Annotated in this window: 1 protein-coding gene; it reads right to left on the bottom strand. The window is 74.4% G+C overall.

The features are described from left to right. Window positions 1–4,127: hypothetical protein (locus LI94_RS25150; RefSeq protein ID WP_046302369.1), on the bottom strand; the 4,127-nt coding region annotated here is incomplete at both ends.

Raw genomic sequence — 4,127 nt, 5'->3', positions numbered from 1 at the left:
GTATAAGAGACAGGCGCACCACCGGCCCCATCGCCGCCGGCGCCACCATTGCCTGCGTTTTGCGTCGCGGTGCCATCGCCGCCGTTACCGCCGTGGCCGCCACCGGTGTTGGCCCCGCCGTCACCGCCGTTGCCGCCCTGGCCGCCGCTGCCCGATCCAGCGGCATTGCCGCCGGCCGCACCCTCGCGGCCCACGCCGCCCCAGCCGCCGTCGCCACCTTTACCGCCGTTGCCGACGAGCGTGGCGTCGCCGCCGGTGCCGCCGGTGGCCAGTGCGTCACCGCCATTACCGCCGTTGCCGCCGGCGCCACCGGTGCCGGTGGCCCCCAGTGCGTTACCGCCGACACCACCGGTGCCGCCCCAACCGCCCAGGCCGCCCCAGCCGCCGTTGCCGCCGTTGCCGGTGCCCAGTGCGTCGCCACCGTTGCCGGCCACCGAACCGGTGTCACCACCATTGCCGCCGTTGCCGCCGGCGCCGCCGTCACCGGCCACCGAGTCACCACCGCGGCCACCGACACCGCCACCCAGATGTGCCGTCCCGCCGGCGTCGCCGCCATTGCCGGCGTTACCCGCACCCGTGGCGTCACCGCCATCACCACCGTTGCCGCTGTGCCCGGCATTGCCACCGTTACCGCCAGCGCCGCCAGTGCCGGTTCCCCACGCCTTACCGCCATCACCGGCCGAACCCGAGTTCGGTCCGGCACCGAACAGTGCATCTCCGCCGGACCCGCCGGTGCCACCGTTGCCGCCGTCACCACTGGCATTGGTGGCACTCGAGCCCGCACCAGCGTTACCGCCGTTACCGCCGTTACCGGAGTTGCCGCCCTTGCCTCCGTCGCCGGAGCCCAACGCGTCGCCACCGCGTCCGCCGCCACCGGAGGTGCCGCCGTCGCCGCCGTTGCCGCCCTCCTGGCCGGACCCGTTGGGACCGGAGTTACCGGCGCTACCAGCACCGCCGTCGCCACCACTACCGCCGATACCACCGGCACCACCGTCACCGGTCCCACGACCCGTGCCACCGGCGCCACCGACGCCACCGTTACCACCATTGCCACCGGTGTTTCCGGCCTGGCCGTCCGCGGCCACCGCGCCCGCGTTACCCGTCGCACCATTACCGCCGCGGCCACCTTCGCCGCCGGCTTGGTCGAGGCCCGCGTTGCCACCGGCACCACCGGCACCACCGTTCTGACCGGTCATGCCATCACTGGTAAAGCCCTGACCGTCGCCACCGATACCGCCGTTGGCGCCGCCGCTGGACGTGCCCGCTGCCGCACCATCCGCACCGGCGGTGCCGGCACTGCCCGCACCCGTACCGGCGAGGCCGCCGGAACCGACCGTGCCGCCGTCGGCACCGTCACCACCCTTACCGCCACTGCCTGCGGTGTTCCCACCGCCGCCACCGGCACCGTCACCGCCCTTACCGGCCGTACCGGCATTGCCGCCGCTGCTGCCGTTGCCGCCGTTGCCATTGGTCATGCTGCCGCTGCCGCCGTTGCCGCCATCGGCGCCGTTACCGCCGGCGCCGGCATTGCCACCGTCGCCGCCGCTCCCGCCGCTACCGGGCGCAGCGCTGGCACCCGCCACACCGTTGCCGCCCTTGCCCGCGGTGCCGGCGTTGCCACCGTTGCCGCCGATGACACCGTCGCCGCCCTTGCCGCCGGCACCGGCGTCACCACCGGCCGTGCCGCTGTCGCCGGGGTTGACCCCATTGGTGCCATTCGCACCGTTGCCGCCGGCACCACCGTTACCGGCCTGACCCGGGTGGTAGTCGTCGACCGTGGCGTAGTCGTTGGTGCCGGCACCGGCGCTACCGCCGGCCCCGCCGGTTCCACCGCTACCGCCGGCGTTACCGCTGCCCGCGGCGGCTGTGCCGCCGTTGCCGCCCTGACCGCCGTTTCCGGCCCAACCACCGGTTCCCAGGTTGCCGGTCTGGCCGCCGTCAGTGCCCGCGCCACCCTGACCGGCGTCACCGCCGTCACCACCGGCGCCGCCGTTGCCACCGTCCAGGCCACTGCCGGCCGCGGCGTTAGCACCGGAAGCACCGTCACCGCCCTGACCGCCCTGACCGCCCCGGCCGCCGTTGCCGCCACCGACACCACCGATGCCCTGCCCACCGGCACCACCGTCACCGGCCTGACCACCCTTGCCGCCCGCCAGACCGTTGCCGTCCGAATCACGCAGGCCGTTCACCGCGCCCTGGCCACCGCGGCCACCCAAGCCACCGGCACCACCGGTGCCGTTCGCCCCGTCGGAGCCGCCGTTGTGCCCGGCACCACCGGCGCCAGCGTTGCCACCGTCGCCACCGTCGGTACCGGCACCGCCGCTACCGCCCGAACCCCACTTACCGACACCTCCGGTGCCGCCCTCACCACCGGTACCACCGGACCCGCCGGTGCCGCCGTTGGTGGCGTTCGTACCGACACCGGCCTCACCACCGGTACCACCGTTACCGCCGGCACCCGCCGCTCCGGCGGCCATACCGTCGAGGCCGCCCGGGTAGTTGCCCGAACCGCCGTGGCCGCCGTGCCCACCGACACCACCATTGCCGGCATTACCGCCATCGGTAGCGATCAAGCCCGAACCTCCGGCGCCACCATTGCCGCCATCACCGGCTGTGCCGCCGACACCACCGATACCCGTGTTGCCCTTGTCGTCGCCCCAGCCGCCACGGCCGCCGTCACCACCGGTGCCACCGTTACCGGCCTTACCGGCATCGCCCTGGACGCCGGCGTCACCGGTGCCGTTGTTCAGCGCACCGGCGGCACCACCGTTGCCGCCGGCACCACCGTCGCCGCCGCGGCCGCCGGCGCCTCCGGCACCGGCCGTGTAGCCCGAAGACGCCAGTCGGCCATCAGTGCCCTCCGTGCCGGCACCACCCTTACCGCCGTCTGCTCCTGCCCCGCCCTTGCCGCCGCTGCCGGCGTTGCCCGCCAACGCCCCGCTGGCGCCGCCGGCACCACCGTTACCTCCCGCGCCACCGGCCTGGCCGGCACCGCCGTTCGCGCCCGTCGGCGGGTAGACACCACTGGTGCTGGCGCCGTCGCCACCCTGGACACCGTCACCACCGGAACCACCGTTGCCGCCGCTACCGCGGCTACCGCCGTCCCCGCCGGCACCGCCGTTGCCGCCCCGGTCACCGGCGCTCACGCCATTGAAGCCGTCACCACCTTGTCCACCGCTGCCGGCGATACCGGTGATCTCGGTGCCGTCCGTGCCAGCGTTACCGCTGCTGGAACCCGTGCCCGCAGTGCCCGCGTCGCCGGCAGTGCCGACCTCGCCGCCCTGACCACCATTGCCGCCGTCGACGTGGGTGGCGTCGCCATCAGCACCTCGGCCACCATCACCGGCCGTACCCGCATTGCCGCCATCACCGGCGTCACCACCGACACCGGTGGCACCGTTCGTGCCGCCGCCGGTCGACGTACCACCGACGCCGCCCTTACCGCCACTGCCACCGTTGCCGCCACTACCGCCGGAGCCGCCGGTCTGACCGGTGCCGCTGCCGCCATTGGCGAACGTGCCTTGAGCGCCGGTGGCCCCGTCGCCGCCACTACCGCCGTCACCGGCGTTACCACCCGCACCACCGACACCACCGACGAAGCCCGTTCCACCGGCCCCGCCGTCGCCGCCGGCGCCGCCGTTACCACCGCTTTCACCCGAATCGCCGGCATTGGCACCGCTAGCACCGACGTAGCCGGCACCACCCTTACCGCCGGCACCACCATCGCCGCCGTCGCCCTGCGCGGCGTGGGTGATGCCATCGGCTTCGAGCCCACCCGCACCGCCATTGCCGCCGGCACCACCCTTGCCGCCCGCCGTGCCGTCGGGGTCGCCCGCCGTGCCGGCGTTACCCGCGGCACCGTCCTTACCGTCGCCACCGGCACCGCCGACACCGGCCGTGCCATCAGCGGCGTGGCCGCCACCGACCTGCAGGCCACCATGGCCGGCGTTACCACCGACACCACCATTGCCACCCGAGGTACCTGCCGCAGCAGTCGCATCCGTAGCCGCGTCATACCCGCCACCACCGGCGCCACCGTTACCGCCCTTACCGGCCGAACCATTGGTGCCACTGGCGGCGTTGGTCGCGCCCGAGCTACCACCGGCGCCACCGGCACCGGCGTTACC

This window comes from Mycobacterium sp. UM_Kg27 (assembly GCF_000972905.1).
GTDB lineage: Bacteria > Actinomycetota > Actinomycetes > Mycobacteriales > Mycobacteriaceae > Mycobacterium.
Note: the sequence above shows the minus strand (reverse complement) of the source record. Positions and strands in the feature narration are given on the sequence as shown.